Raw genomic sequence first — 24,831 nt, forward strand, 5'->3', positions numbered from 1 at the left:
GAACGATTCGAAGAGGAGATTGCACGATGAAAAAGATAAAATTAATGGTTTTGCCCCTTTCTTTACTGCTATTGCTTGGTGCTTGTTCAGACGAAGACAAGGCAGAAGAAACAGATGCGCCAGCAGAATCAGAAGCAGTTTCGGAAACTGTGGCCAATGAACCTGCTACGGATCTCGACTTGCCGGATGCTGATGAAGTAGTCGTCGTCGTAAACGGTGAAGAAATCAAAGGCACTGTCTATAATAGCGTAGCCCGCCAACTTGAAAGCTCTGTTGCCACACAAGGCAAAAAAACGGACGATCCGGACGTTGCGGAGCAAGTGAAAGAGCAAGCCATTTCTGTCATAGTAGGCAATAAATTGGTTATCCAGGATGCCATTGAAAAAGGGCATGAAGTGGAAGAAGAAGTTTTGGAGCAACGTTTCGAAGATTTGAAAAATCAATTTGAAAATGAAGAGCAGATGAACGTCGCGCTGAAGAGAACCGGTTTCACGCTGGATGATATGAAACAGCAGCTGCGTGAGCAATTAATTTATGAAAGCTATCTGGCGGAAGAAATAGAAGGTGCTGAAGTAACAGAGGAAGATCTTAAAGAAGCTTATCAGGGCTATGTTGACTCCACAGAAGGAGAAACACCTGAATTCGAAGAGATGAAACCGATGATCCTTCAATCACTTGAAGACCAGAACGAAAAACAAGCTGTCTATGACCGTATTGAAGAATTACGGGAAGCTGCTGATGTGGAAGTTAAAATTTAAATAATATTAAGAAAAACCTCCAACCCAGTCGGTTGGAGGTTTTTTCTTATAAGGAAAGTTTGTCGCGGCAGTAAGCCTGCACTTCAGCTTCTTCATCATCTTCAAGCGCAAATTCCATCGCTTTTCCTGTTTGCTTGTCCATGAAGTTGTAATGTGCGATTCGCGCTCCACTTTCATCGGCAGCCATAATGACACGCAGGTCCAAGCCGGCTTCAGTGTAAAGTTCATCGTCTTCATCCACTTCAACAGTCAGCAAAAATTCGTAGCGATCGCTTTCCATTATTCCCGTTGGATCATTAATTTTGTGAAATGTAAAATCGGTAATTTCCATATGGTCCACCTCCGTCTTATCTCTATTCTAGCCTTTTCTTCATCTTTTTAACAGCTTTAACGGCAAATGCTCATTCCACTCTTTCTTTACCATCTTTTCATATTGTTTATTCATCAAAATATAGGGAATAATAATAAAATCATGATAATTAGAGGAGTGGAATTTAATGGATGTTTTAGTAATTGGAGCAAATGGACAAGTAGGACGAAATATTGTAAAAGAATTGGCGGAAAAAAACCATAACGCCGTTGCAATGGTTCGAAAAGAAGAGCAAAAAGCAAAAATGGAAGAACTTGGAGCTTCCAAAGTGGTGTTGGCAGATTTAGAGGAAGACTTCAGCAACGCCTTTGAAAATGTTGATGCAGTTATCTTCGCAGCCGGTTCAGGTCCAAAAACTGGTCCTGACAAAACATTGACCATCGACTTATGGGGTTCTGTAAAAGCTGCTAAATACGCTGAAGATAAAGGTGTTAAACGCTTTGTCCAACTCGGATCAATGGGATCGGACAATCCGGATGCAGGCGGTGAAGAGATGAAGCCCTACCTCGTTGCGAAGCGCAGCGCGGATGAAATCCTGCAAGCCACTAATCTTGACTACACCATCGTTCGTCCCGGTGCTTTGACTGATGATGAAAAGACCGGAAAAGTAGAAGTTTCAGCAAAAGGCTTCGAATCGATGGAAGGCCGTTCAATCCCACGCGCTGACGTGGCACACGTTCTGGTAAATGTGTTGGAACGCGAAAACACTTATGGCAAAGTATTTGAAATTCTGCAAGGTGAAGAAGACGCGGAAAACCAATTGGGCTCCGTCTAATACAACAACCTGAGAGCGGATGGATTTCCGCTCTCTTTTGTGTTAAAATGAGCATTACGATAATAGAGGACGTGATAAGTATGATTAATATTCAACCACCAAAAGCGGATGTGACAATCACACAGCGCAAACAGGAAATTACAGGCGACGAAGCGGTGATCAAGCCGTTATATGGCTTTATCGACCTTCATGAAATCCCGCGCGATAAAGGCGGCATCATCCAATTCTTCAACCACAGCGGCGAATTGCTGTTTGTCGGCAAAGCCCGCAAGCTGCGCCAGCGCGTGAAAAAACATTTCGAAGACAATGTCTCGCCACTTAAGAACCACCGTGACGAAGTTCACCACATCACTGTATCCATTGTGGAAGATCCGATGGAACGTGAAATTTACGAAACTTACCTGATCAACACGCAAAAAGCGAAATACAACGTGGATAAAGTCTTTTATCAGGAATAAAGAAATAAAGAAAAACGGGCACCCTTATTGGGTGTCCGTTTTTTAGCTTGTTGAGAAAGAAAGCTAGGAAACCGATATTCCACAAAACAGCTCCGCTTTCCAAAAACCGTGCTTCTGCATCGCTGCGCTAGCTTCGTCGCAAAGAGCCGGCCTCACTACCTTCGGCCAACTCTTGGCTCGCGCTGAGCTAACTCGAGCTCGTTCCACTTTGCTCGAGTGGATCTTGCACTTCGTCGGCATTCGCCTGCTCACCTGGGAGTCTTCGCTGTTTTGCTTCATATCTCTGTTAGCCTTCTCTAAATGAAGTTGCATAGTTAATTCATAAGTTAGTAAAAAGATGCTCTTACTGCTTCTGCATTAAATTAGAATGGAGCGCTAGGCGGTGACTCCTGCGGGAAAAAGAGCGAGTCCTGAGACCCCGCAGGGAGCGAAGCGTACGAGGAGGCTTAGGCCGCTCCCCGCGGAAAGCTTCCGCCTAGAGCGCAATGATTGAAGAAGTCGACAGTTTCTCGACAGTCTGAAAAACGGGAACCTATAGGTATCCGTTTTTTTCTATAATACATAACTCCTCAATAATTACTCAGACAGCCGCTTTTCAAAATAATGCTGGCTGTGGCCGGCTGGATAATCTTCAAGCGTACCGAACTCCCGGAAACCTTGTTTGCGATAGAACCCCGGTGCCTGAAAGCTGAACGTATCCACCGTCATCAGCCTGCATTTCAATTCACGTGCATACTGTTCCATCTTTGCCACCAATTCAGCAGCGATGCCGCTTCTTTGCTGTGCCGGATCGACCCACAGGAAATCAATGTGCATATGCCGCCAAAAATAAGTGCCCGTAATGCCTCCAATAATCTCCCCCTCATCATTCCTTGCAATGAAACTGGTATTGCCATATGGATTGTCCCATTGTTCCGGCAAACTGTTTTTATTGTGTTCAACAACTTTCTGCCGGATGAAATCACGGTCTTCCTGGATTTCCTGCTGTGTAATTTTCATGTTCAAAATCTCCTCTGCTTTGGTTTCTTTGAATTCACTTCCAATCTTCTCATTTTGCAGGTTTTAATTCACTACCAAAACGGGAATAACGTTAGTAATAACTAGAAGTTTTGGAGGAAAATATTATGTCAGCATACACAAAATCATCTCCATCGGCCAGTTGTAAAAGCGAGTACGACTCCTTACGCCGTGTGCTATTATGCCCGCCGGAATATATGGAAATAAAAGATGTCATCAACGATGTCCAAAAAAGATACCAGGAAGAAAATATCGATACCGAAAAAGCGATGCAGCAACACAAGCAATTTCTGAAAGCTCTGCAGCGTGAAGGAGTGGAAACGGACTTGCTGAATCCATCGGAAGCTTTTCCGGAGCAAGTTTTTACCCGGGATATCGGTTTTACAGTAGGCGATACTGTTTACATCGCTGAGATGGCTTCAGAAATTCGTCAAGGCGAAGAAGGCGTGCTCCAAAAATGGCTAAAAAACAATGAGTTTAATGCGGAAGCACTTGGAGGCAACCGTGTCGAAGGCGGCGACGTACTGATTGACCGCGATACGATTTTCGTAGGAATCAGCAGCCGCACATGCAAGAATGCCGTGGAAGAATTGCAGAAAAAGCTGCCTGAATTTAAAGTCATCCCGATTTCCTTTGATGAGAAATATCTGCACTTGGATTGTGTCTTTAATATTCTCTCACCGACTGAAGCTTTGATATTCGAAGATGCACTTGATCAGAAGACGATCGACATGCTATCGAAGCGTTACACACTCTTGCCGGTTGACGCAAAAGAACAATTCGCCCTCGGCACCAATGTGCTGTCCATCGGCGAACGCCGGGTATTCAGCCAGCCTCAGAATACGAAAGTAAATACATTGCTGAGAGCAAACGATTTTCGTGTCATAGAAGTGGATTTTTCTGAAATCATCAAGTCCGGCGGCGCCTTCCGCTGCTGTACGCTTCCGCTTGTCCGGGAAGAATGAAGAAAGAAAAAGCGCAAGCCCTGAGCTTGTGCTTTTTCATGTGGAAATTATTATTATTAAGCTATACATAAAATCTAATTATTCTGTCATTTTAAGCAGATTTACGGTATAACTTGTAGTAAGGATATATAAATAGAAAAAGGGAGGATTTTGACATGATAAACAAAAATTTTTCCATCACCTCGTTGCTTCTTATCCCTCTTCTTGCTTTGGCAGGCTGCGCCGGCGAAAGTCCGGACAGCAGTTCTGAAAGTGAAAGCGGCTCAGAAGACCGCACGCAAATCAGCTTTATTCATTGGCGCGGAGAAGATAAAGAAGTTTTTGATGATATCATTGCCCAATTCGAAGAAGAGTATCCGGAAATCGGTGTTGAGATGAATATTTATCCATCTGAACAATATCAAGCGACTGGCCAGCGCATGCTGACAGACGGCTCCACAGGTGATGTGTTTACATCTTTCCCAGGCGCACAGTTTGAAGCGATTGCAGGAGCCGGTTTTTTTGAAGATCTCAGCGGAGAAGATTTTGTTGGAAATTTCGATGAAAGCCTGATCAGTGTCGGCGAAAAAGATGGCCAGCAATTGGCGCTGCCGTACCAATTAGTCTTCAATATGCCTGTTTATAACAAAGGCATGTTCGATGAGCTTGGTCTGGAAGTGCCTAAAAGCTGGACTGAATTTCAGGAAATGGCTGATACCTTGCTCGAGAACGATATCACACCTATCGCGTTTCCAGGCGCTGACATCGGTCCTAACCAATTCATGAACAGTATGATGATGAACAACGCACCGGACGAGGACGTGTTCGAAAAATTGCAGAATGGCGAAGAATCCCTGACAAATGAATGGTGGGTTAAAACCCTGGAGGATTTCCAGCTTCTCGAACAAAATGGCTATATCCAGCCTGATGCGCTTGGAACAAGCCAGGATTCCGCCATGGCGATGGTCGCCAATGAAGAAGCAGCTATGCTCGCAACCGGTTCCTATCATATGGCCTCCCTTCTCAACTTGAACCCTGATCTGGAACTGGATTTGATGGCTCCAATTACAGTCGAGGAAAGTGAAGCCGAATACGAAGGCATCAATACCGCCACTTTCATGCTGGCAATCAACAGCAATTCCGAGAAGAAAGAGCAGGCAAAAGAATTCATCCGATTCCTCAGCAGACCTGAAATCGCTTCACAGTATGCCAATGAAACCGGCCAGCATTTGACGGTGAACGACGTTGAATACGAATCTGAAGTTCTGCAGAATACCGCTTATTGGATTGACGAAAGAAAAACACGGTTCCAGCCCCGGTTCCTTATTACCAACGCCCAAGTTGAAGCGGCTGTCCTAAGTTCCATTGAAAATGTACTTGGAGGCGCCGACCCGATGGAAGCGGCAGAAGAAGCACAACAAATTGTCGAAGAAAACCTGGAATAGCTGAATGAAGATTTCAAAGTCAATTTATCTATTCTTTTTACCGGGGCTGTTTCTCTACAGCATCTTTTTCCTCTATCCAACTGTTAGCGCCCTGTTCTATTCCTTTACCGATTGGGACGGGCTGAGTGACGCCTACCAATTTGTCGGCATCGGAAATTACGAACGGGCATTGACCGGTGATTCGGTCTTCCGTAAAACTGTCGGCAATAATTTAAAGTTCATGCTGATGGTCGTTATTTTCCAGACATTGGCGGCTCTCACGTTTGCGATGATTGTGTTAAAAAATACAAAAACCAATTTGTTTTTGCGTGCGCTGTATTTTTTCCCAACCATTCTTTCATCCGTATCGGTCGCCTTCATCTGGTCATTTATCTATGATCCATCTTTAGGGATCCTGAATCAGATTTTGGAATTGCTGGGACTCCATTTCCTTCAGCAGAATTGGCTTGGAAATTCTGATATCGCCATCTATTCTTTGGCTATCACGCAAATCTGGTTCCACGCCGGACAGATGCTGATCATTTTTGTCGCCGGCCTGCAGGCGATTCCAGAAGACCTTTACGAAGTCGCGAAAATCGAAGGGGCAAGCAAATGGCAGACATTCCGAAAAGTCACCTGGCCATTGCTCGCTCCTTCCGCCACCATCGTCATCGCCTATACGACCATCCAATCATTCAAAGCGTTTGATCTGGTGTTCGCCATGACAGGCGGGGGACCGAATAATTCAACAGAAATTATAGCCACTTATATATTTGATGTCGCTTTCAGAAGTTATAATTTCGGCTACGCCAGCTCGATTTCGGTTCTGTTCATGATTATCATCGCATTCATCACATTCCTGCAATTTAAAGCATTGCGGTCTGACCGAATTTCTTATTAGAAGGAGGGGATTTTTTGTTATTCCGAAAATTTTCATTGGCAGTCTATGCGTTACTGATTTTAATACCGCTGCTGATGGTTGCCCTCACTTCTGTTAAGACATTGCAGGAGACATTCAGAGATCCGCTCGGACTGCCTGAAGATGGTTTCCAGTGGAGCAATTACAGCGCAATTTTCGAGGAACAGACAATGGCCGGTTATTTTATGAACAGCACTATTGTCACTTTGTTCTCCGTTTTCTTGACTTTATTTTTCGCTTCCATGATCGCTTTCGGCATCAGCCGGTTGAATAATTGGATGGGCAATATCCTATTCGGTTTGTTCACGCTTGGCATGATGGTGCCCGCACAGGTCAATATGGTGCCTTTGTATTCGCTGATGCTGGATTTGAATTTGACGAACAGCCTGCTTGGCCTGATCCTCGTCAATATCGCAGTCACTTTACCCATCGCGGTTTTTATCCTGACAGGCTTTATGAAGACGCTGCCGAAAGAATTGTTTGAAGCATCAACCATAGACGGAGCAGGAAATTGGCAGATCTACACGAAATTGGCATTACCGCTTTCCTTGCCTTCCCTATCCGCCACAGCTATTTTCCTGTTTGTTATGCATTGGAATGATTTGCTGTATCCGTTGCTGTTCATTACGGACAACGCCTACAAAACGCTGCCGCTTGCCTTGCTTGAATTCCAGGGGGAATATTCGACAAATTACCCGATGCTGTTTACCGGTGTCATCATAGCATCCGCTCCGATGGTCATCGCCTATGTATTCCTGCAGCGCTTCTTTGTCGCAGGCATGACCGCTGGCGCCTTAAAAGGATGATTTTCATCAAAATAAAAACTGATGTCTCGCCTCTGAATAGGCAAGACATCAGTTTTTAATTTATTGCCATAGAGACGGTTTATCTACCATAAACCAAAGCATCAGTAATAACAGCAATATGTAAATCCACAATGAACGTTTCAGCTTTTCGGCCAGTGCGTAGTGATTGGCCTCCGGCTCAGCGAACTTTTTCAGCACGGGTGAAAACGCGCGCGCAAGGAAAAATACAGAAGAAAACATTACCGCGAGCGTCATCAGAATCCACGGGGAATGCCATGGCCATGGACCTTGCCAGATCAGCACCACACCTGTCGCGACCAATACATGGCCTGCATGCATCACCAGCCGGGTAGCGGAACGGAACGTCGCAATCAGGCCGGATAAAGATTGCGTATCCGCTTCTCTGATGCGTTTGACCAGTGGAAGCAGCACAAAAAACGGTCCGATTGACAAGGCCGCGCTTACTATATGAGCATATAAGATCACCGTATACATCTCTCCATCTTCCGCCTTTCTTAAGCCCTGGCTTCATTATAATAGAGAGCACCGCAGAGCAATAGGTTTTGGGGCAGTAAAAAGCCTGCCTTTTATAGATAAGGCAGGACTGTTCACTTATTTGGCAAAAACGTGCTTGCCTATTTTCGTTATGACTGTCCGCGAGAAAATCCAGCTGTCCGTTACACCGCTCGGGTTATAGTAATAAGTCGCACCATAACTTGGATCCCAGCCTTTTACCGCATCTTTCACAGCCTGGTAAGCCGAACTGTCCGGCACAAGATAATACTGTTTGTCATTGACTGCCGTAAAGGCATTGCGCTGAAAGACTACACTTTCGATAGAATCCGGGAAATGGGAAGATTGCTTACGATTTAAGATGACTGCAGCTACAGCCACTTTACCGACGTATTTTTCACCACGCGCTTCACCGTGGACTACGCGTGCCATAATTTCTGTTTCCGCCAGTCTGCTTTGTGTTAATGGCCCATAATAACCTGTTGCGGGAACACCGAAATCTTTCTGATAATCGATTAATGCGTTTTTTGTAATTTCACCGAAATAACCGGTCGGCACCACGTGGAAATAACCAAGTTTCTGCAAATCCTTTTGAAGGGCGGTTACTTCCTCCCCTGCCATTCCGGTATGGAGATCCGGAAAATGAGCTTTCGTTTCTGTTTGAGAAAAACTTAAAAATGCGAATACCATTGCTGTGAATAAAAATGCTTTTACGAATTTCATTTTTTCTCTCCCTTCATTCGATTAACTATATTTTTCATTCTAACCAGTATAGATTTTAAACTTGAATTTATGTATCCAACAGACTGCCTTAATTTGCTGAGCAGAAAAGTACGAAAGGCTCGTTTACATAAATAAATGTAATTTCAATACTTTACAGGGGCTCCATAATGACCAGGTGGACTGGCGCAGTCTCGGTAAAAAGGAATCAGGGCCTCTAAAGGCGAATAAAGATGATAGAGAGTAAAGTGTTGAAGGAGGCTCCAGCTATGTTCATCCGTCAGCCATTTGATAAGTTTCTTGAAATGGAATACGAACGTACTACAGAAAACAGTGTAAAGGTGACCCTGCCGATTAAAGAGTTATATATCGACAGCGCCGGTCTTATACATGGAGGCATTATTTCCACGCTTGCCGAAGTGGCTTTATGCAACACGGTTGCTCCCGATGAAAAAGGACGGCAGCAAGCCGTGACCGTCGATTTGAATGTGACATTCCTGAAGAGCAGCAAATCTTCGGTGCTGACTGCCCGCGCATTTGCAGTAAAAGAAGGACGCAATCTGATTCATGCCGATTGCCTGATCTACGATGACGAAGACCATGTCATCACAAAAGCCAAAGCAGTTCTCTTCAATAAATGATTCAGCTTATTCGGACAGAGAAAAAGACCACTCCCGAGTGGCCTTTTTTATTTGATATGAATATTGACTGCCTGTGTTTATTCTGCAAAGAAATGACGGCCGATCTGTGTGAGGACCGTTCTTGAAAATATCCAATCGTCAGTGACCCCTGCAGGGTTGTAATAGAATACGGCTCCCATGGTTGGGTCTACGCCATCCATCGCTTCTTTAACCGCGTCATAAGCGCTCCTGTTCGGAGTCAACAAGTATTGATCGTCAATTACGGCTGTAAAGGCATTGCGCTGAAAAATGACTTCTTCTGTACTATCCGGAAAATCAGGCGATTCGATGCGGTTCAATACTACAGCCGCCACTCCGACTTTACCGATAAAGCTTTCTCCCCGGGCTTCCCCGTGGACAATCTTCGCCATCATTTCAACATTTTCCAATTTCATCTGAGTCAATGGCCCAACAATGCCTGTCGGCGGCAGACCGTAGTCTTCCTGAAATCTCGTCACTGCGTTGCTGGTGATGACATTAAAATAGCCGGTAACGTCTTCATCGTAATAGCCCATCCGAGCCAACTGCTCCCGGATTTCTTCTCCATTATCCACGCCAGGTCCTGAAATCCGGTGCTGAGCCGCTTGGGCTTCCGCTAATGGCAGACATAAAAAAACAACGGCCAGGACCGCTCCACCAAATATATTTTGATTCAAAATTTTCATAGTTCCTCTCCATTCTACAAACTTCCTTGCCAATAAATGTGCATACGGATAGTTTTGCCCTCTAACTAGAAATTCCCTATGAAAATAGATCTAAACATTTTATTTTTAATTCAAGGGAAATTCCCTGTTGAATAGTGGGAGGATTTTACTTTGAAATATAATGCAATTGCGCGAACTCCCCGTACCGTTTAACATCTTTCAATTTGTATTCTGTCATCAGGTGGGATTTCCGAAACAAAGGAATCCCGCGGCCAATCACTACTGGAGCGATGGAGATGATAAACTCATCTATTAAACCGGCATCCATGAATCCAGCCAATAACTCCGATCCGCCGATTATCCAGATATTTTTACCCGATGTGCTTTTAAGCTTATCCGCAAAAGCTGGTATGTCCATATCAATGAATTCAATGTCACCGCCTGCAACCTTGTCTGCTGCAGACCGGGAATAAATATAGGATTTGAGCCCATCATAGGGATATTCCCCTTTTTCCATATCCATCACCCAGTCATACGTTCTTCTTCCCATCACCACCGTGTCGATTGTTTCCATGAACTCCGCGTATCCAGCGTCGCCTTCCCCTTCGACTTTAAACAACCAGTCAAGAGAGTCGTCTTCTGTCGCTATATAACCATCCAGACTTTCAGCGATATAGCAGACAATTTTGCGTTCATCAGCCATATTCCACGCCTCCTGATTTTAGAAACTTTTGGTTAAGCCGCATCCAGTCGCGCAAATTTCAAGCGGTTATTTATCGTTCTCCAAATTTTCAAGTTCCCGATGTGTTTGCGGAAAACCGTTTGCCTGCCATTCCGAGCGAAAAGCAGAATCCAATTGAGTCAGCCCTTTTTCCGCATCATCATATTTGGCATTTACACTTTCTTCGCGATCCACATTTACACTATTGCGCATATCATTGTCTTCATAGACCCAGACTTTACTGCCATTCTTTTTCTTAATGTTTTTGAACAAGATAATGCCTCCTGCAAAAGCGGTACCGGCAAAAATCATTTTATTTATACTCTGCTTTCTCATTGTTATCCCTCCACACTTTACTAAAACGCTGTAATATATAGTTTCCCTTTTCACCAAATCTTAATCATATCAGTTCTGTAATGCACCACTTAGACAGAGGGTCCGCTGTTTGATAAAGTAAGGTAAATTCAATTTACTGGAGGCGAAGCTGATGAAAAAAGTTTTGATTTTGTCCGACACCCACATCCCCGTAAGAGCGAAGAAACTTCCTCAAATCTTATTGGATGCCTGCGAGAAGGCTGACTTGATCTTGCATGCGGGCGACTGGCAAACTCTCGATGTCTTCTTTGAACTTTCTGCTTATACTGAAACAATCGGAGTTGCGGGAAATGTCGATCCATGGGAAATAGTCGACCGCTTCGGCAAAAAGAAAATCATCACTGTGGAAAATCTAAAAATAGGAATCGTGCACGGGGACGGCATAAGTAAAACCACCGAGCAGCGTGCTGTCGAGGCTTTTGCTGATGACGAAGTCGATTTAATCATTTTCGGCCACTCCCACATTCCAATAATGAAAGAACTAAATGGAGTGACTCTTTTCAATCCCGGCTCGCCGACAGATAAACGCCGTCAGCCGCAATACTCTTTCGGCACACTGGAAATCGGAGAAGAATGGAAGCTGCGCCACGTTTACTTTGATAAAGAATAGAAGTGAAGACACAAAAACCGGATCTCTCTTTATGGAGATCCGGTTTTTGTGTCTTCTATGCACTTATCTTCATTAGGAACTATTTCTTTGAATTCTCGACCGATGAAAATTCATCTTTAGAATTTTCCCCATACATTTTGAGGAAATTTAAAAATTCCTGGGGATTACCGCGGGATATATAGGACATTTCCATATGCCCTCCGTCGACAAGACGAATGATCATATTCACCGTACCAGTCAGTTCGGCTTCTATTTCTTGGACTTCGTTCAACGGGATTTCCATTACATAGGAGTCTTCTCCCGTTCCCCCACTTTTAAAAATCAATGCTTCCTCGCTGGCTGCAAGCAAACCTTTGAATCCATCCACTTTATCAGATCGGCTTGTATGGAAAATGCCGAAAATCCAATGGTCGATCGAAGCGTTCGGCTTATTTTCTTTTAACTCTTTCAGCATTTTAGCCGGATGTGCCATAAAAACGCCTCCGTTTATTGTAATTACCTATATTATACAATCTGATAGCCTTTTTATATGTTTTATTTATGTTACAAATGTTTCATTTTTACTAATTTCGGGTTCATAATTTCGGAATTCAGGGTATTGAAAAGAAAAACTGGTGAGGAGAGGTTGATTATGCCAATGCGCCTTGAACTGGAATTGCTTGAACAGACTGATACCTCTATCTTTTTCATCTGGACGAATACCGGAGGAACTTGCCAGATTGAACGGGATGGAAAAATCATCTATAAAGGAACCGATAATTCTTTCAAAGATGAAGGATTAACTCCTGGAGAGCTTTATATTTATACTATTGAAAGATTGGATCTTGACGAAAAAGCAATCGATCGGATCAAATTGCAGACAGGAACTGAAAACTGTTTGGATGATTTCATCAATCGCCTCCAGCAGATTACAGTAAGCACGATTGTATCTGATTCAAAAATCGCAATCGCTTGGGGTGCGATTGACGGCATTGCAAGTTTTGATATATACCGCAACGGTGAATTCATAACCGAGACTGACAAAAATCAATTTACCGATTTGGAAGCAGACAGCAAAGAAGCCTATACGTACTGGGTACATGGAAAGCGCCCGCTGGAAAGATCTGAAGAAAATATGAAACACAGAAAATCATTGCTGGCGACAGTTTTTGGGATGGTCAATGTCAGATCTTCGCAGGAGCAGGCCGCGATGGAAGAATTCTGGATTATTAAACGTGTAGCCAGCCGAGAGCAGCTATTGGCTGAACAGCCGACACAAAAAGACCATATCCAGCAACCGGAATGGCAATTGCGTTATTTGACTTTTCTCGGCGAGGAAATCTTGCCAAACCCTAACCTTATGTCTTTGAACCGCTTTTTTAAAGGAGATGGCCGCAGTTTTGACCCGGAATCGACAGACTACAGAACACGCGTCGATTTGAGTGTCCGTTTCACTGAAGAAGGAGCGCTGGTGGATTGTGCAAAAGATGTAGGAACGACCATCGCCTACAATTGGCGAAAGAAATTCCGCAAAGCAGATGTCGCTTCTTCGGCGGGTATTGAATTGAAGGAAGTAAAAGAAGATCACCATAAAATAGCAATCGATCTGAAGCATTCCGTCGGCAATCCATTGGTTGCCTCGCCGGACATCGATTATCAGATTGCCGCAAACTTTTACAGAATTGGAACTTACGATATCATCGGCATCCACGACCAGGCACCCAATCATGAAGTTTACTTAAAGGACAGCAAAAATGCGGAGTGGGGACAAATCCACGAAGCAGAAGATAAAGGCTTGTCCTGGATGGCAGGACCCATTGCCAGCCAGTATTGGCGGATCAGTAATTTTGAGTAAAGAAAAGCGGAAACGGCCGCTCAGCTCCGACAAGCGTAAGGCGCTCTGGCGTAGCGGCATGTTTTCAGCCGCCTAGTCAGAGAGACTTACGACTCGAGGAGTTGGCCGTTGGAGTCTGGACAATAGAAAAGCGACTGCGCCCGTTAAGCTCTGAAAGGCATAAGACAGAACAGCAGAGTGGCGCTCTTTGCCACGGCAGCTGGACTGGCTTATGACCCGAAGAGCTGGGCCGCAGGAGTCTGGACACAAAAAGCCTGCACCGGAAAAGCAATTGCTTTCCCGGTGCAGGCTCTCTTATTTTATTTATCCAAAAAGCGTTTACGAATATGTGGCGGGGGCAACATGCAGCTATCCAGCTTGCCGAATACTTTGTAGCGGTTATTGGCAATAATGTCGTATGCGCCATCCCGAATCGCCGCCGGAAATGGACGGAGATGATAGGCCAGCTTCCACAAACCGGTCAAATGATGGGAAATTCGGAGCGCCCCTTCGGATTTAACATAGGCTTCCCCATTCTCTATAAGCACAAGACTATCGACATCGTCCGGAATATTGTGTTCACGAGACAGCTTTCCACCGACTTCACTTTGCAGCGAAGCAAATTGGAAATAGCCTGCCGGATCGTGATTGATGATGAATTGGACACTTGAATCGCAAAAATTGCAATCGCCGTCAAACAGCACTATTGCATGGTCCATGTCTGTTCCTCCTCTGCAAAACGTCTTACGCTTATAAATAACCTTTCTTGTTTCATCCTAAACCCTACTTGGCGGCCACAGTCCCTTGATGGAAAAATAACTTCCATCCATTCTCCCGTTTTTTCCATACAGAACTGCGGATTGTGTTTCTGCCGGTTGTCTTATTTTCAATGCGGTACGTCGTCAGGACCGCTTCTTCGCCCAGCTGGTGCATTAGGAATTCAGAAAGCTCCATGTGATCCGGACTTAATGGATGATCTCCATCGTATTCCGAACGCAGGATGATCCCGCCGCTGCTGCCGAACTCGTAAAATTCATCATCCAGCACTTCCGCCAGCTTAACTATCGACGTACGCACATCCGGCGAAATATGCCGGCATTCCAATTCATAGATTTCACGCTCCAAATCTTTCATCATGAATCCCCCTGTTATATTTCCCGGGAAATATCTATTTCCCATTCATAAATAAATAATACCTTTTAAAAATAGAATAGGAAATACCCCGGCCATATTTGACCGGGGTACTAGTTATTCTTTATCGTCTTCGTTTTCACCGTCGTAGAAATCTCTCATTTGTTCATCATCACCAGGCTGATCCTGCGGGCCATCAGAAGATCCGAAATCTTCAACATCTTCAAAGCTATTATTGAAATCGCGGACTCTTCCATCCTCTTTTTCGACCGGCTGGTCCGTTGAACCACGCAGCACTTCTTCTTCAACAGGACGGCTTTCCAGATCCAATTCCTCATCTGCATGGTCGATGCATGTCAATGCCGTCGGCAGTGCTTCCATACGTTCATAAGGGATTTCCTTGCCGCAGACTGCGCATTTTCCATAAGTCCCATCTTCCATAGCTGCTAAAGCAGCTTTAATATCTTCTATTTCTTCTTCTTTAAATTGCGTCAATGCTATCCCTCTTTCCTGATCGAAAAGATCTGTCGCATTATCCGCCGGATGGTTGTCATAATTCGAGAGTTCCGTTCTTTCAAACTCCTCTGTATGCTCTACGCGATCTTCCAAAGTCTCTAATTGGTCAGTCAATTGTTTCTTCAATTGTTTCATTTGCTGGTCAGTCATGCCGATTCCTCCTCAAAAACTACTTGTACTGTATATTGCCTAATTGAGAGAAATCAAACCTGCCCTGTCAATCATCAAAGCGGTCAAGCAGGCTCAGCAAATACTCGTCCAGGCGGTGGCGGATCAGTTCATCTGACAAACCCGTCATGCCAAGTTCACTCCATCCGCCATAGACTTTCGGCGGACCGTCCAGGGTATCCGTCAACGACAAAAGATCCCAATAAGGATCGTAGCGGAAAGTATCATCCGCGTATTTGATGTACGCTTTGAGAAAACCATCGGCGGCGGAGAGGCCATATAATTGCGTCAAATTCACCCGGCAATGGCCAATATCAACTCCCGCGGGTCCGCGGCAAGCATTAACCCAATCCACTACTCCCGATATTTCCCCGTTCTGCCAAAGAACATTCGCCGGATGATAGTCCCGGTGGATAAAGCAATACTCTGTCCGCGGCCGGACCCCCGCCACTATATAAAAAGCGCGCATCCAGTCATCCTGAAATTTCGACCACAACGGTTTTTCCAACCTTAACGCATCGTTATAGGAAAAATACTCAAAATCGAAGTTCTCGGCTTTATGCTGATGAATCTCCGCCAGACATTTAGCCATCTTATCGAGCCAGTCCGCTCTATCTGAAGGCTGTAAAATAGTATCCCCGGCAAGTTTTGTCATCAGTACTGCAGGCATTCCGCATTTCTCCCCGGTCTCATCAAATGCGATAACTCCCGGTGAGGGTATGAATAAAGAAGCTGCTTCCTGCAGACTTCCCGCTTCGTGCCGGGCTAAGTCCGGCTCCATTTCCAACCAGTCTTTTTTATGGAACAACCGGAGAATTAAACTTTCCTGCAAATTTTCATTTTGAAAAGGTATTTCAAATACAAGCGAAGAGGTGCCGCCTTGCAGTCTTTTTATCCCGGCTCTTTCCACCGGCTTTCCAATAATCGCTTTAACCCAGGCAATGCTTTCTGAAGTCGGTTCCTTATAATTTTGAATGTTAATAGATCTCACCGCTTTCTCACTGTACGAACATGATTTTTATCTCCACTTCATCTTATAACACATTATCGCTGACTTCACTCTCCAGCCATCGCTGCCTACACCAGCGTTTAGACAGACACTGTACGGGTATGCTTTTTATATATAATAAATTGCGGATTTACTGCCTTTTCAGCCATTCGGCTTCATTTAATAAGGAGGATAAAAATCGATGAGAGTAAAAAAACCTATTCCAAAAGCCAAAGAGTTCGACAGTACGATGTATTTGATCAATGAAGGCTTCAACTTCCTTCCAAGCCGCCGTAAAGAATTGGAGTCAGATATCTTCGAAGCGCGTTTATTGGGTAAAAAATCTCTTTGCATCGCCGGGGAAGAAGCGGCGGCAGTTTTTTATGACAATAAATATTTCAAACGGGAAGGGGCAGCTCCGTCCCCTCTGAAGAAGACGTTACTTGGAGAAGGCGGGCTGCATGGACGAGACGGCGAAGACCATCATCACCAGAAGCGCATGTTTTTATCCATGATGACACCTGAGAGATTAGAAGATATGAAACGACTGGCGATAGAAGAACTGGATAAAAAAGCAGCGCAATGGGAATCTATGGACGAAGTTCTGTTGCTCGATGAAATTGAAGAAGTTCTGGCGCGTTCAGTAATGAATTGGGCCGGACTGCCGTTAAAAGAAAGTGAAGTCAAGCAACGGACGCAGGAACTTGTTGCAATGGTGGACTCTTTTGGCGGATCCCTCACCCGTTTCAAAGAAGGGGCTGAAGCCCGCAAGAGCCACGAAGCATGGCTGAAGGGAATCATCCGCGATATCCGGTCACGGGTCTATTCACCACCTTCCCACACAGCCGCTTATATCGTTGCTATGCAAAAATCTCCTGAAGGGAAATTACTCGACCTTGATGTAGCCGCAGTCGATTTGAATAATGCCTACAGACCAATCATCGCTGCCGCCTATCTGATTGTTTTCGGCGCTTTGGCGATTCATGAGTACCCTGAAATGAAATCGAAATTGCAAGCCGATGAAAACAATTTCAGTAAATTATTCGCACAGGAAGTGCGTCGTTATTACCCATTTGCTCCAGCAATGGCAGCAAAAGCGAACCGTGATTTTATCTGGCATGGTTACCATGTAAAAGAAGGAATGCTCGTCGTATTGGATCTTTTCGGAACGAACAGGCATCCGGACCATTGGGAAAATGCCGATGAATTCATCCCGGAACGCTTTGAAAATTGGAAAGGCAGCCCCTTCGCTTTCGTACCGCAGGGCGGCGGCGACCATCATGCCGGCCACCGCTGCGCAGGCGAGTGGATGACGGTAATGGTTATGCAATCATTCTTTAAATATTTGACGGAAAACATCACCTATAACGTCCCTGAACAAGATTTAAGTTACGATATGGCGCGTATGCCGACAATGCCGAAAAGCCGGTTCATCATCAGTGATGTCGTCAAAATCCGCCAGTCGCCTGATAACATCATCAAGCATCGCCACAGCCAGACGGTAATGTAAATAAAGAAAAGCGGAAGCGCCCGTTAAGCTCTTAAAGGCATAAGGCGACCCAGCGAAGCGGTCCTGACCGCAGAGCTGGGTTAACTTATGACCCGAAGAGTTGGGCGCTGGAGTCTAGACAGAGAAAATAAGATTGACAGCGAACTCCGGTTCTTATACGATGAATGAGGAAATTAAATAACCCGGTGACGGGAGAGGTTCATAGCATTTCACCCTCTATAAAAAACTATGGATTTTGAAACTCAGCCAAATCCACATGCGATTTGGCTTTTTCTTTTTCCCTTTTTTATAGCCTCTCCCGAAACTGCATTCGAGGAGGCTTTTTTTAATGGCAGGAAGAAACGAAGACACATTGGATCATTTAACGTTGCTCGGCAATCAAGACACAAAATATAAATACGAATACGCTCCAGAAGTTTTGGAAGCGATCGATAATATGCACACCCGCGATTACTTCGTGAAGTTCAATAATCCGGAGTTCACATCGCTTTGTCCACAGACTGGCCAGCCGGATTTCGCAACGATTTATCTGAGCTTTATTCCCGATAAAAAATTGGTGGAAAGCAAATCGCTGAAATTGTATTTCTTCAGTTTCCGCAATCATGGTGATTTCCATGAAGACGTGGTCAATATCATCATGAATGACCTGATCGATCTGCTTGATCCCCGCTACATCGAAGTGTGGGGCAAATTCACTCCACGCGGCGGATTGTCGATTGACCCTTATACCAATTACGGTAAACCAGGAACAAAATACGAAGAAATGGCATCGTACCGGATGATGAATCACGACATGAATCCTGAAACGATAACCAATCGATAAGGGGGAATATCCATGTTGCTTTATTTGAACGGCGCGTTTGTCGGCTTATTGATCCTTTCCAATATCCTGGCGGTGAAATTATTCAGTATCGGCGAGTGGATGGTGCTGCCGGCTGCAGTCATCGTCTATGTTTTCACTTTCCCAATTACAGACACGATTGCGGAAGTTTACGGTAAAGAAGCGGCAAGAAAAACGGTCCTCGCAGGTTTCATCACGCAACTCGCGGCACTGGCTTTCATCTTTTTCGCTATCCACTTGCCGGCTGCTCCATTCTTCGGCGACCAGGCATCTTTTGAATCCATCTTTTCGGCAGGTTTCCGCGTCACTTTAGCCAGCCTGGTTTCTTATTTCATCAGCCAAAACCTGGACGTCACCATTTTCCATAAATTAAAAGAGCGCCACGGCGAATCCAAATTGTGGGTCCGCAATAACGCTTCTACGATGGTGAGCCAGCTTGCCGACACAACTATTTTCATCACGATTGCATTTGCGGGGACTATGCCTGTCGGCGCATTGATCGGCATGATTGTCACGCAATACTTGTTCAAGTGGATCGTGGCAACTGCAGATACACCGCTTGTCTATCTGCTCGTCAAATTATGCCGCCGCGAACAAGTTTCCGGCAAGGCGATTTATAATTAATTAAATACTGAACCGATATTCCGCAAAACAGCTTCGCTTTCCTGGGGGCTTGCGCTGAGCTAACTCGGGCTCGTTTCACTTCACCCGAGTGGATCTCAGCACTTCGCTCGAAACGGAGTTGGAAATCCAACTCCGCTTCTACTCCCCTGGGAGTCTTCGCTGTTTTGCTCCATATCTCTAAACTCTTTCTATAAAAAAATCCTTCAGCTTTATTAATTGAAAAAGCAGTACCTCTAGTTCAAATAGTATTGGTTGATAGTATAAAAAGAGGAGAGCCAGTCCGGCTCTCCTCTTTTCTATCGCTAATATATTCTTAGTTCCTTACTAAGCTTTCGCTTTTGATAGTTTTTCCTTTTGCGGCATAAGCTGTTTTTTTCTTGCCAGCACCAGATCCGCCACGATTGGCAAATGGTCGGAAACATCGGTCGAAATTGTCGCGGTTTGCGCAACTTCCATCTCCGGGCTGAAGAAAATATAATCAATGCGGGTGACAGGCTTCAAGTCCACACCCGTTGTATGGTATGAATGCGGTGATGGATACGTATAAGCGTCGCCTCTTTTCATCTTCAAAAAGGCATCTGTAAAATGGCGGTTCATTTTCCGGATTGGCGCATAAAACGGCGGAGCGTTAAAGTCGCCCATTACGATACAAGGGAACTTGCTCTTTTCCGTCAAAGCCAATATCTCTTTGACGCTAAGTTTTAATTCTTCATCTTTCAATGAAAGATGTGCGTTAAAAACATTGATAGCCATATCATCTATTTCGATGACCGCTTCCAGAACTCCGCGTTGCTCATCGTTTCCGTACCATTGTTTGACGGGAGTCATATGGTGATTCTTACTGTATGTGATGGGATATTTACTTAAAATTGCGTTGCCGTACTGCTGATTCGGCATTCCTTCCCGCTCCGGGGGATAATCCAAGTTGGCACCGTATGCGGTATACATGCCAAGCCGGTTTCCAAGCCACTCCACCTGATCCATAAACTGACTCCGCTCCCCAAAGAATCGATCGACTTCCTGCAAGCCGATAACGGTTGCGCAGGAATCTTCAATAACAGTAGCCGTCCTCTCAAGATCCGTAATTCCATCCATACCTAAACCGTGGGCGATGTTAAACGACATGACTTTGACAATTGGCGGTTTCCTGTTTTTCATGCTTCGCTCTCCTTTTTTGGGACAAACTTTGTTTGCTCAAAAGATCTGCTTTTGATTTCGAGTTTAGTATAGCAAGCTCCCGGAGAAATTACTGTATCAGCCGTGTAAAAGTTTGTAAAGTTTATTAAGCTTTAGGGTAGAGTTCCAAAACAGCGAGGATTGGTCTGTGATCGGACGCTTCCGTATCGATGGTTTCCGCTTCAAGTACTTGCCAGTGCCTGCTGTAGAAAATAAAGTCGATTTTTTGGCCATGGTCACCTTCTTTTTTATAAGTTTCGGGATGGGAAGCGGGCGCTCCAAAGACATTGTCGAGTTCTTCTTCAATTCGTTTCATATGCGGACTGTTCGGTTCCGCGTTAAAGTCGCCGGTCAAAACTGCCGGCAGGTCTTGATTCCTGATGATGCTCAGCAATTCTTCAATATTGCGTTCAAGCTGTTTTTCATTCAATGCCAAATGTGTATTGAAAAATGCAATTGATTGGCCATTTATTTCAATAGTCGCTTCCAGCAACCCTCTTTGTTCACTTTCGGGTCCTTCTTCCAGTTTCTCCAATAAATGATTTTGATATTTCTTGATCGGATAACGGCTCAATATGGCGTTGCCGTAAGCTTGCATCGGCCATTTTGCATCAGCCGGATGCGCAGTCAAATTGGGTCCGAACGCCACATGCATATTCAGCCTGTCGGACAGCCACTTAACCTGGTCGGTGAAATCGGTCCGTTCCGAGAAATTCTGGTCCACTTCCTGCAGCCCCACAATATCCACTTCCGCATTTTCAATGACCGTAGCCGTAAGCTCAAGATCGAGGCGGCCATCCATCGTCAAACCTGAAGAAATATTAAAACTCATTATTCCGAGTGTTGAATCCGCAGCAGTCATTTAGGCGGCCTCCTCTTTTTATCAGCTTTTCCCTGTCAGCAATATATGAAACTAGCGGTGGAATTATATTTCAAATTTTATGCAAATAAAAGAAGGGGCAGATAAATTAAAAAAGCTACGAATATAAAATTCGCAGCCATCCATCATTTATTGCCTTATTCAAATGAACTCTACGGCTCTACCCCTGTATACACCAAGATCGCATCGCGCAAGAACTTCGCGCCGCCCTCGCATGCCCTGTCATAATAAGCGGCAAAACGCTCGTCATCGACATACATCTGCGCAAGTCCCGCATGCGCTTCTTTGCTGTAAGTTGGCCATGTGAACGACAGCCACTCCTTATGGAGATCAGCCGTTTTCTGAGCCAGTTCGCCCGAAGGATCTCCAGCTTCGCATGCTTCCGCAAGCGCATCCAGCACTTCCTGCTCCAAGCTTTTGAACTCTTCATATTTCTCTTCACTCATATTGAGCATCTTCGCATTCGACTTGTCGACCGTGTCGTCGCCGTATTTCCCGCGAACTTCTTCTCCATACTTCTGCTCGTTGTCATCAACCAGTTTCTGCTTGAATCCTCTGAATTTTTCATTGTCAGCCATTGTGCTCTTCCCTTCTGCTGCGGAAATCGTGGATTCCACATTAGTGATCAGGAGATCCAGCTGGCGGCGCCGGGCGAGGAGTTTTTCCCGGTGCATCCGGAGCGCGGACGGTCCGTCGAATGAAGGATTCGAAATGATTTTTTGGATGCTGTCCAAGTCCAGCCCGAGTTCACGGTAAAAAAGAATCTGCTGCAGCTTATCGACTTCTTCCCTGCCGTAAATCCGATAACCGGATGAATTTTTCCTGGCGGGCTCCAATAATCCGATTTCATCGTAATAACGAAGAGTCCTCGTACTGACTCCCGCCATCCGCGCCAACTTCTGAACGGTATATTCCATCTCCTCACCTCCTGATGAATCCACATTACACCTTTACGCTGCGTCAAGGTCAAGCATTAATGTCAGGTTAATTGCTGTTCCGCAAATTCACGGTAAAGATTATGGGAACCAGTCAATTCACTGTGTTTGCCCATACCGGTCACCCGCCCTTTTTCAATAAAGACAATTTTATCAGCGTCCACAATGGTTGAAAGCCGGTGGGCGATGACCAAAGTCGTGCGCCCTTCCATCAGACGGCTCAACGCCTGCTGGACGATGCCTTCCGATTGGCTGTCAAGACTGGCCGTCGCTTCGTCCATCATGAGGATTTTCGGGTCACGCAGGAAAGCACGGGCAATCGCAATCCGCTGTCTTTGTCCACCCGACAATTTAACGCCGCGCTCACCAACTTGTGTATCCAAACCGTCCGGAAATTCCTTGATGAAATCTTCCGCATACGCCATTCTTGCGACAGTCCATAATTGCTCATCCGGTATCGCTTCAGCGTCTGCCAAACCATACGTCAGATTGGCACGGATCGTCCCGCCCATCATAGCCGATTCCTGTGACACGTAACCGATCTGGTCACGCCATGAATTGATGGAAAGCTCCCGGATCGGCACATCGCCGATAAGGATTTCGCCATGTTGCGGTTCATAGAAACGTTCAAGCAAACCGAACACAGTCGTCTTCCCGCCGCCGCTCGGTCCGGCGAACGCGATCATTTCACCCGGCTGCGCTTCAAAGCTAACGTCCTGCAGCACTGGTTCACCGGTTTCATACGAAAACGTCACGCCGGAAACGCGCAATGTCTTGCCGGCAATATCCATGTCTTTTCCCTCTTGCCCTTCTTCAAGCGGCAACTCCAGAATTCCGATGATCCGCTCCGTCGCCCCTTTCGCTTTTTGCAGTTCCGTGAAGAACATCGCAAAAGTGGTGACCGGCATGATGATCTGGAATAAATACAATAGAAACGCCACGAGTGAACCTGTCGACATCGTGCCTTCCGCTACCCGTATCCCGCCGTAGCCGATAATCGTCACAATTACCGCCATCATCACGACATACATAAGCGGCGCAATGATTGCATAGATCTTCGCTTCCCTCATACCTGTTCTGAAAAGCTGCTGAATGCCGTTCAAGCCTTTACGCTCTTCCACCATTTCAGCAGTGGAAGATTTCATTAAGCGGATCTCACTGATTGTCTGCTGAACATGTCCAGTAAATTCGGCAGTCTCATCCTGCAGGGTCCGTGAAATTTTTGCCATGCGCCGGCCAAGAGGAATCATGATCAAGACAGTGACGGGCACAGCAAGCAGCATGATCAGCGTCATTTTCCAGTCGAGTATCAAAAGAATTGTTACAGCGCCGACAATGGAAACGATGCCCGTGATGAAGTTCGGGAAATGGTCGGTAATGAGGTTTCGTACCACTCCCGTATCACTGACAACCCGGCTGACAGTTTCACCACTTGAATGCTGGTCAAAATAGCCGACACGCAAACGGATCAGGCGAATCCACATCTTATCGCGCAATCCGGCCACAATCCGCTGCCCGACTTTGCTGAGCATGTAAATCGATATCCCGTTGATGACTGCCTGAAGGATGAAAGCGACGACGATGCCGATGATCAAAGGCACACTCAATGACTCCACTGAAAAACCATCGACCAGGTTTCTTGTCAGCAGCGGCACGACCAACCCGACAAGTGTCGTGATCAAACTTGCCAGCAAGCCGAATATCAAAGCCCCTTTAGGAATTTTCAATGATAGGATTAAAGAAACGAAAGGTTTTAACCCGTCTTTCTCTTGGTTTTTTTCCATGTTTTCAAACTCCTGTCGTGGTCATTTTATCCCGTATTAACGGTCAGTAAAACTCCCCCTTCTCCAAGTGGCAGATCAACTGACCGTAAAAACCCGATTGGATCAACTAATATTCAGCAGGGGGTGGAGAACCCCCACTGAATGAAGTTTCTCTTTATTGCCATTTAGCGTAAATGCACGTATCCGTCAGCCTTTTTCCATCAACTGATAATTCGTCGTTATGTAAAACACCTTCCAGTACATATCCCAATTTTTCCGGGACGGCGCGGCTTTTGAGGTTCTCCGCGTCACAAAGGATTTCGACGCGGCGGCAGCCGAAACTGTTCAAAGCCAGCTCCGTCAAAGTACTCACCGCTTCCATCATATAACCTTTGCCGCTGTGTGCCGTATCGATCCAATAGCCGATTTCCATTTTCGGCATATCCCATTCAATATTGTGGAACCCGCTCGATCCAATAAATTCATCTGTTTCTTTATCAAAAATCAAATAGCGGAGATTCTCACGTTTCAAGAAAAGGATGTGCGCTTCCATTGCATTGATTTCAGTGTCAATCGGTGAAGGATTGTCCAATACAAATCCGAGCCAAGGCTTTAATTCATCCATAGAAGCTTTGATGGCTGCATTGATCACTTTGCCATCTCCCGGCTTTGGCATGCGCAGTTTCAGCCGCTCTGTAAATAATTCTTCCGGAACTTCAGGTATTTCAACTTTTTTCTCCATAATTACTCCA

Annotated in this window: 30 protein-coding genes and 1 riboswitch; of the genes, 13 read left to right on the plus strand and 17 right to left on the minus strand. The window is 45.3% G+C overall.

The features are described from left to right. Positions 1-26 precede the first annotated feature (26 nt). Positions 27-758: a SurA N-terminal domain-containing protein gene (locus AC2Q9J_RS12070; protein ID WP_499040216.1), complete on the plus strand. Its 732-nt coding sequence runs from the start codon at positions 27-29 to the stop codon at positions 756-758. Positions 759-804: 46 nt separating this feature from the next. Here the strand turns inward: AC2Q9J_RS12070 and AC2Q9J_RS12075 are convergent, their stop codons facing one another. Next, a complete protein-coding gene (locus AC2Q9J_RS12075; protein WP_084243265.1) occupies positions 805-1,089 on the minus strand; it encodes a DUF6509 family protein in 285 nt (94 codons plus the stop codon). 166 nt (positions 1,090-1,255) lie between these two features. Here AC2Q9J_RS12075 and AC2Q9J_RS12080 point away from each other — a divergent pair, with 166 nt between their 5' ends. Together AC2Q9J_RS12080 and AC2Q9J_RS12085 are read left to right on the plus strand one after the other, a co-directional pair. Next, on the plus strand, positions 1,256-1,903 hold the full coding sequence (locus tag AC2Q9J_RS12080) for an SDR family oxidoreductase (protein ID WP_499040218.1): 648 nt from the start codon (positions 1,256-1,258) through the stop codon (positions 1,901-1,903). A gap of 80 nt (positions 1,904-1,983) precedes the next feature. Continuing rightward, on the plus strand, positions 1,984-2,361 hold the full coding sequence (locus tag AC2Q9J_RS12085; RefSeq protein ID WP_499040220.1) for a nucleotide excision repair endonuclease: 378 nt from the start codon (positions 1,984-1,986) through the stop codon (positions 2,359-2,361). A 576-nt stretch (positions 2,362-2,937) separates the two neighbouring features. Here AC2Q9J_RS12085 and AC2Q9J_RS12090 read toward each other — a convergent pair. Continuing rightward, positions 2,938-3,360: a GNAT family N-acetyltransferase gene (locus AC2Q9J_RS12090; RefSeq protein WP_499040222.1), complete on the minus strand. Its 423-nt coding sequence runs from the start codon at positions 3,358-3,360 to the stop codon at positions 2,938-2,940. A 125-nt stretch (positions 3,361-3,485) separates the two neighbouring features. Here AC2Q9J_RS12090 and AC2Q9J_RS12095 point away from each other — a divergent pair, with 125 nt between their 5' ends. The 4 genes from AC2Q9J_RS12095 (at position 3,486) to AC2Q9J_RS12110 (ending at position 7,471) form a co-directional block, all read left to right on the plus strand. Next, complete coding sequence (locus AC2Q9J_RS12095) at positions 3,486-4,343, plus strand: dimethylarginine dimethylaminohydrolase family protein (protein WP_499040224.1); 858 nt, start codon at positions 3,486-3,488, stop codon at positions 4,341-4,343. 155 nt (positions 4,344-4,498) lie between these two features. Next, a complete protein-coding gene (locus tag AC2Q9J_RS12100) occupies positions 4,499-5,767 on the plus strand; it encodes an ABC transporter substrate-binding protein (protein ID WP_499040226.1) in 1,269 nt (422 codons plus the stop codon). Between the two features lie 4 nt (positions 5,768-5,771). Next, positions 5,772-6,647 (plus strand): carbohydrate ABC transporter permease, encoded by an 876-nt coding sequence (locus AC2Q9J_RS12105; RefSeq protein WP_499040228.1) that lies wholly within the window; start codon positions 5,772-5,774, stop codon positions 6,645-6,647. Positions 6,648-6,661: 14 nt separating this feature from the next. After that, positions 6,662-7,471 carry a carbohydrate ABC transporter permease gene (locus AC2Q9J_RS12110; protein ID WP_499040230.1) on the plus strand — a complete coding sequence of 270 codons (810 nt, stop codon included), beginning with the start codon at positions 6,662-6,664 and terminating at the stop codon, positions 7,469-7,471. Positions 7,472-7,531: 60 nt separating this feature from the next. On the opposite strand, the gene AC2Q9J_RS12115 is transcribed toward AC2Q9J_RS12110, so the two are convergent. Beyond that, positions 7,532-7,966 carry a hypothetical protein gene (locus tag AC2Q9J_RS12115; protein WP_499040232.1) on the minus strand — a complete coding sequence of 145 codons (435 nt, stop codon included), beginning with the start codon at positions 7,964-7,966 and terminating at the stop codon, positions 7,532-7,534. Positions 7,967-8,083: 117 nt separating this feature from the next. Continuing rightward, positions 8,084-8,707, minus strand: coding sequence for a cell wall hydrolase (locus AC2Q9J_RS12120; protein ID WP_499040234.1), 624 nt, complete (start codon positions 8,705-8,707; stop codon positions 8,084-8,086). Between the two features lie 266 nt (positions 8,708-8,973). Here AC2Q9J_RS12120 and AC2Q9J_RS12125 point away from each other — a divergent pair, with 266 nt between their 5' ends. Next, positions 8,974-9,345: a PaaI family thioesterase gene (locus AC2Q9J_RS12125; RefSeq protein ID WP_499040236.1), complete on the plus strand. Its 372-nt coding sequence runs from the start codon at positions 8,974-8,976 to the stop codon at positions 9,343-9,345. A 77-nt stretch (positions 9,346-9,422) separates the two neighbouring features. On the opposite strand, the gene AC2Q9J_RS12130 is transcribed toward AC2Q9J_RS12125, so the two are convergent. The 3 genes from AC2Q9J_RS12130 to AC2Q9J_RS12140 form a co-directional block, all read right to left on the minus strand. Continuing rightward, on the minus strand, positions 9,423-10,049 hold the full coding sequence (locus AC2Q9J_RS12130; RefSeq protein ID WP_499040238.1) for a cell wall hydrolase: 627 nt from the start codon (positions 10,047-10,049) through the stop codon (positions 9,423-9,425). Positions 10,050-10,194: 145 nt separating this feature from the next. Further along, on the minus strand, positions 10,195-10,731 hold the full coding sequence (locus AC2Q9J_RS12135) for a dihydrofolate reductase family protein (RefSeq protein ID WP_499040240.1): 537 nt from the start codon (positions 10,729-10,731) through the stop codon (positions 10,195-10,197). A 66-nt stretch (positions 10,732-10,797) separates the two neighbouring features. Further along, on the minus strand, positions 10,798-11,085 hold the full coding sequence (locus tag AC2Q9J_RS12140) for a hypothetical protein (protein WP_499040242.1): 288 nt from the start codon (positions 11,083-11,085) through the stop codon (positions 10,798-10,800). Positions 11,086-11,236: 151 nt separating this feature from the next. Between AC2Q9J_RS12140 and AC2Q9J_RS12145 the strand changes: the two genes are divergently transcribed. After that, positions 11,237-11,734 (plus strand): metallophosphoesterase family protein, encoded by a 498-nt coding sequence (locus tag AC2Q9J_RS12145; RefSeq protein WP_499040244.1) that lies wholly within the window; start codon positions 11,237-11,239, stop codon positions 11,732-11,734. Positions 11,735-11,813: 79 nt separating this feature from the next. Here the strand turns inward: AC2Q9J_RS12145 and AC2Q9J_RS12150 are convergent, their stop codons facing one another. Continuing rightward, positions 11,814-12,206: a hypothetical protein gene (locus tag AC2Q9J_RS12150; RefSeq protein WP_499040246.1), complete on the minus strand. Its 393-nt coding sequence runs from the start codon at positions 12,204-12,206 to the stop codon at positions 11,814-11,816. A gap of 159 nt (positions 12,207-12,365) precedes the next feature. On the opposite strand from AC2Q9J_RS12150, the gene AC2Q9J_RS12155 reads away from it, so the two are divergent. Then, a complete protein-coding gene (locus AC2Q9J_RS12155) occupies positions 12,366-13,568 on the plus strand; it encodes a DUF3238 domain-containing protein (protein ID WP_499040248.1) in 1,203 nt (400 codons plus the stop codon). A gap of 299 nt (positions 13,569-13,867) precedes the next feature. Here the strand turns inward: AC2Q9J_RS12155 and AC2Q9J_RS12160 are convergent, their stop codons facing one another. The 4 genes from AC2Q9J_RS12160 to AC2Q9J_RS12175 all read right to left on the minus strand — a co-directional run bounded on the left by AC2Q9J_RS12160 (position 13,868) and on the right by AC2Q9J_RS12175 (position 16,353). Next, the gene (locus AC2Q9J_RS12160; protein ID WP_499040250.1) at positions 13,868-14,266 is read right to left on the minus strand and encodes a thiol-disulfide oxidoreductase DCC family protein; all 399 of its coding nucleotides are present in this window, start codon (positions 14,264-14,266) and stop codon (positions 13,868-13,870) included. A gap of 64 nt (positions 14,267-14,330) precedes the next feature. Then, on the minus strand, positions 14,331-14,681 hold the full coding sequence (locus tag AC2Q9J_RS12165) for a nuclear transport factor 2 family protein (protein ID WP_499040252.1): 351 nt from the start codon (positions 14,679-14,681) through the stop codon (positions 14,331-14,333). A gap of 114 nt (positions 14,682-14,795) precedes the next feature. Beyond that, positions 14,796-15,344: a TraR/DksA C4-type zinc finger protein gene (locus tag AC2Q9J_RS12170; RefSeq protein WP_499040254.1), complete on the minus strand. Its 549-nt coding sequence runs from the start codon at positions 15,342-15,344 to the stop codon at positions 14,796-14,798. Positions 15,345-15,411: 67 nt separating this feature from the next. After that, positions 15,412-16,353: a phosphotransferase family protein gene (locus AC2Q9J_RS12175; RefSeq protein ID WP_499040256.1), complete on the minus strand. Its 942-nt coding sequence runs from the start codon at positions 16,351-16,353 to the stop codon at positions 15,412-15,414. A gap of 199 nt (positions 16,354-16,552) precedes the next feature. On the opposite strand from AC2Q9J_RS12175, the gene AC2Q9J_RS12180 reads away from it, so the two are divergent. The 3 genes from AC2Q9J_RS12180 (at position 16,553) to AC2Q9J_RS12190 (ending at position 19,325) form a co-directional block, all read left to right on the plus strand. Then, entirely contained in the window at positions 16,553-17,860 is a 1,308-nt protein-coding gene (locus AC2Q9J_RS12180; RefSeq protein ID WP_499040258.1) for a cytochrome P450, read from the plus strand. Between the two features lie 188 nt (positions 17,861-18,048). Then, positions 18,049-18,096, plus strand: a riboswitch (PreQ1 riboswitch). A gap of 92 nt (positions 18,097-18,188) precedes the next feature. Further along, positions 18,189-18,683 carry a preQ(1) synthase gene (queF, locus tag AC2Q9J_RS12185; protein WP_112224277.1) on the plus strand — a complete coding sequence of 165 codons (495 nt, stop codon included), beginning with the start codon at positions 18,189-18,191 and terminating at the stop codon, positions 18,681-18,683. A gap of 12 nt (positions 18,684-18,695) precedes the next feature. Further along, positions 18,696-19,325 (plus strand): queuosine precursor transporter, encoded by a 630-nt coding sequence (locus AC2Q9J_RS12190; protein ID WP_499040260.1) that lies wholly within the window; start codon positions 18,696-18,698, stop codon positions 19,323-19,325. Positions 19,326-19,649: 324 nt separating this feature from the next. Here the strand turns inward: AC2Q9J_RS12190 and AC2Q9J_RS12195 are convergent, their stop codons facing one another. The 5 genes from AC2Q9J_RS12195 to AC2Q9J_RS12215 all read right to left on the minus strand — a co-directional run bounded on the left by AC2Q9J_RS12195 (position 19,650) and on the right by AC2Q9J_RS12215 (position 24,821). Beyond that, positions 19,650-20,483 carry an endonuclease/exonuclease/phosphatase family protein gene (locus AC2Q9J_RS12195; protein WP_499040262.1) on the minus strand — a complete coding sequence of 278 codons (834 nt, stop codon included), beginning with the start codon at positions 20,481-20,483 and terminating at the stop codon, positions 19,650-19,652. A 124-nt stretch (positions 20,484-20,607) separates the two neighbouring features. Next, a complete protein-coding gene (locus tag AC2Q9J_RS12200; protein ID WP_499040264.1) occupies positions 20,608-21,363 on the minus strand; it encodes an endonuclease/exonuclease/phosphatase family protein in 756 nt (251 codons plus the stop codon). Positions 21,364-21,533: 170 nt separating this feature from the next. Next, positions 21,534-22,298, minus strand: a complete 765-nt coding sequence (locus AC2Q9J_RS12205) for a MerR family transcriptional regulator (protein ID WP_499040266.1) — start codon at positions 22,296-22,298, stop codon at positions 21,534-21,536. Positions 22,299-22,360: 62 nt separating this feature from the next. Next, positions 22,361-24,100: an ABC transporter ATP-binding protein gene (locus AC2Q9J_RS12210; RefSeq protein WP_499040268.1), complete on the minus strand. Its 1,740-nt coding sequence runs from the start codon at positions 24,098-24,100 to the stop codon at positions 22,361-22,363. A 154-nt stretch (positions 24,101-24,254) separates the two neighbouring features. Continuing rightward, positions 24,255-24,821, minus strand: a complete 567-nt coding sequence (locus AC2Q9J_RS12215) for a GNAT family N-acetyltransferase (protein WP_499040270.1) — start codon at positions 24,819-24,821, stop codon at positions 24,255-24,257. Positions 24,822-24,831 lie beyond the last annotated feature (10 nt).

The sequence above is a fragment of the Planococcus sp. RAB007_Raresut genome (assembly GCF_057369535.1).

Bases quoted from the DNA above. Each gene is read 5' to 3' on its own strand.
- AC2Q9J_RS12195 (WP_499040262.1), bottom strand. From the start codon at position 20,483: ATGAAAAACAGGAAACCGCCAATTGTCAAAGTCATGTCGTTTAACATC.
- AC2Q9J_RS12080 (WP_499040218.1), top strand. From the start codon at position 1,256: ATGGATGTTTTAGTAATTGGAGCAAATGGACAAGTAGGACGAAATATT.
- AC2Q9J_RS12090 (WP_499040222.1), bottom strand. From the start codon at position 3,360: ATGAAAATTACACAGCAGGAAATCCAGGAAGACCGTGATTTCATCCGG.
- AC2Q9J_RS12115 (WP_499040232.1), bottom strand. From the start codon at position 7,966: ATGTATACGGTGATCTTATATGCTCATATAGTAAGCGCGGCCTTGTCA.
- AC2Q9J_RS12190 (WP_499040260.1), top strand. From the start codon at position 18,696: ATGTTGCTTTATTTGAACGGCGCGTTTGTCGGCTTATTGATCCTTTCC.
- queF (WP_112224277.1), top strand. From the start codon at position 18,189: ATGGCAGGAAGAAACGAAGACACATTGGATCATTTAACGTTGCTCGGC.
- AC2Q9J_RS12150 (WP_499040246.1), bottom strand. From the start codon at position 12,206: ATGGCACATCCGGCTAAAATGCTGAAAGAGTTAAAAGAAAATAAGCCG.
- AC2Q9J_RS12135 (WP_499040240.1), bottom strand. From the start codon at position 10,731: ATGGCTGATGAACGCAAAATTGTCTGCTATATCGCTGAAAGTCTGGAT.
- AC2Q9J_RS12075 (WP_084243265.1), bottom strand. From the start codon at position 1,089: ATGGAAATTACCGATTTTACATTTCACAAAATTAATGATCCAACGGGA.
- AC2Q9J_RS12160 (WP_499040250.1), bottom strand. From the start codon at position 14,266: ATGGACCATGCAATAGTGCTGTTTGACGGCGATTGCAATTTTTGCGAT.
- AC2Q9J_RS12085 (WP_499040220.1), top strand. From the start codon at position 1,984: ATGATTAATATTCAACCACCAAAAGCGGATGTGACAATCACACAGCGC.
- AC2Q9J_RS12095 (WP_499040224.1), top strand. From the start codon at position 3,486: ATGTCAGCATACACAAAATCATCTCCATCGGCCAGTTGTAAAAGCGAG.
- AC2Q9J_RS12155 (WP_499040248.1), top strand. From the start codon at position 12,366: ATGCCAATGCGCCTTGAACTGGAATTGCTTGAACAGACTGATACCTCT.
- AC2Q9J_RS12165 (WP_499040252.1), bottom strand. From the start codon at position 14,681: ATGAAAGATTTGGAGCGTGAAATCTATGAATTGGAATGCCGGCATATT.
- AC2Q9J_RS12145 (WP_499040244.1), top strand. From the start codon at position 11,237: ATGAAAAAAGTTTTGATTTTGTCCGACACCCACATCCCCGTAAGAGCG.
- AC2Q9J_RS12210 (WP_499040268.1), bottom strand. From the start codon at position 24,100: ATGGAAAAAAACCAAGAGAAAGACGGGTTAAAACCTTTCGTTTCTTTA.
- AC2Q9J_RS12215 (WP_499040270.1), bottom strand. From the start codon at position 24,821: ATGGAGAAAAAAGTTGAAATACCTGAAGTTCCGGAAGAATTATTTACA.
- AC2Q9J_RS12120 (WP_499040234.1), bottom strand. From the start codon at position 8,707: ATGAAATTCGTAAAAGCATTTTTATTCACAGCAATGGTATTCGCATTT.
- AC2Q9J_RS12070 (WP_499040216.1), top strand. From the start codon at position 27: ATGAAAAAGATAAAATTAATGGTTTTGCCCCTTTCTTTACTGCTATTG.
- AC2Q9J_RS12100 (WP_499040226.1), top strand. From the start codon at position 4,499: ATGATAAACAAAAATTTTTCCATCACCTCGTTGCTTCTTATCCCTCTT.
- AC2Q9J_RS12105 (WP_499040228.1), top strand. From the start codon at position 5,772: ATGAAGATTTCAAAGTCAATTTATCTATTCTTTTTACCGGGGCTGTTT.
- AC2Q9J_RS12180 (WP_499040258.1), top strand. From the start codon at position 16,553: ATGAGAGTAAAAAAACCTATTCCAAAAGCCAAAGAGTTCGACAGTACG.
- AC2Q9J_RS12205 (WP_499040266.1), bottom strand. From the start codon at position 22,298: ATGGAATATACCGTTCAGAAGTTGGCGCGGATGGCGGGAGTCAGTACG.
- AC2Q9J_RS12140 (WP_499040242.1), bottom strand. From the start codon at position 11,085: ATGAGAAAGCAGAGTATAAATAAAATGATTTTTGCCGGTACCGCTTTT.
- AC2Q9J_RS12170 (WP_499040254.1), bottom strand. From the start codon at position 15,344: ATGACTGACCAGCAAATGAAACAATTGAAGAAACAATTGACTGACCAA.
- AC2Q9J_RS12200 (WP_499040264.1), bottom strand. From the start codon at position 21,363: ATGACTGCTGCGGATTCAACACTCGGAATAATGAGTTTTAATATTTCT.
- AC2Q9J_RS12130 (WP_499040238.1), bottom strand. From the start codon at position 10,049: ATGAAAATTTTGAATCAAAATATATTTGGTGGAGCGGTCCTGGCCGTT.
- AC2Q9J_RS12125 (WP_499040236.1), top strand. From the start codon at position 8,974: ATGTTCATCCGTCAGCCATTTGATAAGTTTCTTGAAATGGAATACGAA.